Here is a 4,161-nt window from a genome sequence, read left to right on the forward strand (position 1 = left end):
GAAGTCGAGAGCTTGAGCGATACGCATAAAAAATCCGAAACCAATCAACAGGTTTCGGATTTTCACACAACAGAAGGATCGGTCAATGGATCCTTAACTGATCGGCATTACGCCGAGGCGCTCTTTTTTCGTTGTGCGGTTGTCTCGATTGCAATGCTGAGGGATTACAGCGCCTCGAGTGCCTCAGACAGCTTCTTGACCGGCACCACTTCCATCCCTTCGATGGGATGCTTGGGGGCATTGGCGTGCGGCACGATGGCTCGACGAAAACCGTGCTTGGCCGCCTCCTGCAACCGCTCCTGGCCGGACGGCACCGGGCGAATTTCACCGGAAAGGCCCACTTCGCCGAACACCACCAGATCCTTGGGCAGCGCTTGGTCCCGGAAGCTGGAGACCATCGCCAGCAGCAGCGCCAAGTCCGCACTGGTCTCCTCGACCTTGACCCCGCCGACCACGTTGATGAAGACATCCTGATCCGCCATCTGCAACCCGCCGTGACGGTGCAGCACCGCCAGCAACATGGCGAGCCGGTTGTGATCCATCCCCACCGCCACCCGCCGCGGGTTGGAGAGCTGGGAGTAGTCCACCAGCGCCTGCAACTCCACCAGCAGCGGTCGGGTGCCCTCCCAGATTACCATGACGATGGAACCGGGCGCCTGCTCCTGCCCCCGGCTGAGGAAGATGGCAGAGGGGTTGCTCACCTCACGCATCCCCTGTTCAGTCATGGCAAAGACCCCCAGCTCGTTGACCGCGCCGAAGCGGTTCTTGTGGGAGCGCAGAGTCCGAAAACGGGAGTCATGGCCACCATCAAGCAGCACAGAGCAGTCGATACAGTGTTCCAGCACCTTGGGGCCCGCCAGACTGCCATCCTTGGTCACATGACCCACCATGAAGATGGCCACATGATTCTGCTTGGCATAGCGGGTCAGCAGCGCCGCCGCTTCGCGCACCTGCGAGACAGAACCGGGGGACGATTGCACATCCGCCACATGCATCACCTGAATGGAGTCAATCACCATGATCTGCGGCTGCTCCTGCTGGGCAATCAAGCAGATCTGCTCGACGCTGGTCTCGGAAAGCATCCGCAGCTTGTCGGTGGGTAGCCCAAGGCGGTTGGCCCGCATCGCCACCTGCTGGAGCGACTCCTCGCCGGTGACATAGAGGGTTTTCATCCGCTCAGCGAGACCACACATGGTCTGCAGCAGCAGGGTCGACTTGCCCGCCCCCGGGTTGCCGCCGATCAGAATGGCCGAGCCGGGCACCACACCGCCACCAAGCACCCGATCCAGCTCCTTGAAACCTGAGGTAAAACGGGGAATTTCGGTGGTGGCGATCTCTGCCAGTGTCTGTACCTGACTGCCGACCGCGCCGGCATAACCGGTGTAACGGGCACCCTTGCCAGCGGGGCTCACCGAACCGAGGCGCACCTCGGTAATGGTATTCCACTCCTTGCACTCGCTGCATTGACCTTGCCAGCGTGTGAAGTCGGCACCACATTCGGAACAAACATAAGCAGTTTTATTTTTGGCCATTGATAACTCGGGGACAGGATGAATTCCTGCTTGATATACTTGTTTGCGACCGACAGATCAAACCCAGAATCGGAAAAGTGACTTTCCGTGGCAGGAACAAATGGATTCAGAACACCAGCAACATCTGATTGAACAACTCGTCCCCTTGCTGCGGGAGAAAGATTTCGAGGAGATCTTCAACCGCATGACCCAGGAGGAAAACAGCAACAGCCGTTTTCTGATCAAGATGGAGCTCAAGCGCAAGTGCTCCCCCTGCCGCAGGGTCATCGACATGCGCGATGAGCTGGAGGATGAGTGCCTGGTGCATGAGTTCGACGGCATCACTCACTTCATGCCCGCCGATGCGATTGCCCTGTTCCAGTCCCAGTGCTATCTCTACCGCGATATCTATACCCTCGGCGTCTACGAGGTGCTGCAACAGTGGCAAAAACAGCACCACAACGCCCGCGTGGATGGTCAGCTGTCGCCGCCGGCCAGCCCCTTCCGGCAATATGATGTCAACACCATTGCCTTTGCCAGCTACTACGGCCGCCGTCAGGAGCGGATGCACTTCAGCTCGCCGGTGCTGATCAAGTTTCAGGATGGTGAGAAGCTGTTCGCCAAGAGTTCAGATCTCTCGCTGGGTGGCATGCGGGTCTCGGTTCCCTATCTGCCGAGCTATCACACCGGCGCCCAGGTAGAGGTCTTCTTTACCGGACTGGAGCGGGACACCCCCAATCCGGTGCTGCATCAGCCGGTCGGCTATCAGATCCTCGGCGAAGAGAGCAAAGAGGGGAAATACTGGCTGCGGCTGGTGCGCTCCGGCGAACAGCCCGCCTTCGATGCCTTCCTCAGCGACTTTATCGATGCCAACAAGATCCGATATCGGGTCAGCGTCGACTATCTGCTCTCCGCCGCCATCATCAAGGGGTATGAGCAGTTCTACCTGCCGCGCATGACCGGCATGCCGCTCTTCTTCGGCACCGGCGACAGCCCCAATCTCGAGATTGCCCTGCGTACGGAAAACAACCAGCACCTGCTGGAGTATTGGCGCGATGAGAAAAACCGCGATGCCCTCGCGGGGCTTTTCAGCGCAGAGCGGATGAAACGGCTCTGCCCGGCCCCCGGCACCACCACCGAGATCACCATCTACTGCTTTACCCACACAGTGCGCAGCCACATCTACTTCTTCTCCGCCACCACCGAGGAGCTGCGTCAGAGTGGCCTCACCGCCCTCTTCTTCCAGGTGGGCTCACGCCGGCCCAGCTGGCGTGTCTACAAGTTCACGCTGGAGGCATGCGATCTCGTCGAGGCGGATGTGGGGCAACTGCAGGGGCAGGACAACCCGCAGTTGCAAGATATCCTGCTGCTCGAGCGGCTCAAACAGATCGGCTACTGCGGTCTGCTGCAGGAGATCGGCCTGGAGTCCCAGCGGGAAGAGTTCCATCAGGAAGGCGTCAGCAACAACGCCAACGAGCTGCAACGCTTTGGTCACGAGCAGGGGGTTGCCCCGTTCGAGATCGAGACCCTGCACTATGTTCAGCTGCGCAAGGAGTCGCGCTACATCCACAAGACCGCGGTCGCCATCCATCACAACGGCAAATCCTGGATCGGCTGGACCCGCGACATCTCGACTCACGGCCTGCAAATCGAGCTGGAAGATGCCTTTATCGGCGAGAAGAACGATGTGGTGACCATCGCCCTGCCCCGCTTGCAGGAGCTCTCCAAGAGCATGGACCTGCAGCGCCTCTCCTACCGGCTGGTCAGCCTCAACATGACCCGCACCGTGCTGCACCTCTGCATCGAAGGGGATTCGGATCGCCATACCGGCCGCCAGTTCTTCAGCCTGCTGATCGAGAGCAACCAGAACAAGCTCAAGGCGGCGCAGGAGCAGCGCCGCTATCGCGGGCTGGCGCGGGCACTGCGCAACATCTATACCCACCACTTGTTCAACTCGCCGGTCTATGTCAACAAGCTGAAAGGCGCCCCCAAACCGGCCTCCATCGGCAAATCCCTGCAACCGCGCAGTCTGCAGCGGCTGCTGCAAGCCTGTGCCGAGCTGCCGGAGCAGGAGAACCTCTACCCGCTGTTTCAGGGGGAGCTGCTCAAGGAGCTGCTGATGAACCCGCTGCGTGCCATCGAGCGGGAGGACAAACCGAGAGAGGAGGAGGTCTATATCGCCAGCATCCAGACCAAGGCCGGCCTGCCCATCTTCAGCAGCCGGCTGGCCAGCAGCTTTGCCAACCTCAAAGAGAAGCGTCAGTTCATCGAGCTGGCGCAGCAACAGGGGGAGTTCTACTCGGTGCTGGTCGGTATCTCCCGTACCGGACGGCCCGACACCAACTTCATCGCCAACGAGCTGGACTACATCGCCAAGTTCGCCATCCACAAGGCGCGCAAGCTGGAAGAGGAGCTGTGGAGCGTGGTGGGGGTGGGCGAACTGACCGATACCACCCAGGCCACCCTGTTCCGCTTTGGCATCACGCCGCCGCTGAACTGATGATCCGGAAACAGACAAAAATGAAACAGGGCGCTCGAGGCTAATGCCGATCAGTTAAGGATCCATTGACCGATCCTTCTGTTGTGTGAAAATCCGAAACCTGTTGATTGGTTTCGGATTTTTTATGCGTATCGCTCAAGCTCTCGACTT

2 protein-coding genes are annotated in these 4,161 nt (G+C 59.6%); one reads left to right on the plus strand and one right to left on the minus strand.

The genetic code is table 11. The features are described 5' to 3' along the window. Positions 1 to 164 precede the first annotated feature (164 nt). Positions 165 to 1,532: a DNA repair protein RadA gene (gene radA, locus ACB035_RS20400; protein ID WP_101531109.1), complete on the minus strand. Its 1,368-nt coding sequence runs from the start codon at positions 1,530 to 1,532 to the stop codon at positions 165 to 167. Between the two features lie 100 nt (positions 1,533 to 1,632). On the opposite strand from radA, the gene ACB035_RS20405 reads away from it, so the two are divergent. After that, positions 1,633 to 4,011, plus strand: coding sequence for a PilZ domain-containing protein (locus ACB035_RS20405; RefSeq protein WP_371168027.1), 2,379 nt, complete (start codon positions 1,633 to 1,635; stop codon positions 4,009 to 4,011). Positions 4,012 to 4,161 lie beyond the last annotated feature (150 nt).

The sequence above is a fragment of the Aeromonas sp. S12(2024) genome, assembly GCF_041402305.1.
Taxonomy (GTDB): Bacteria; Pseudomonadota; Gammaproteobacteria; order Enterobacterales; family Aeromonadaceae; genus Aeromonas; species Aeromonas veronii.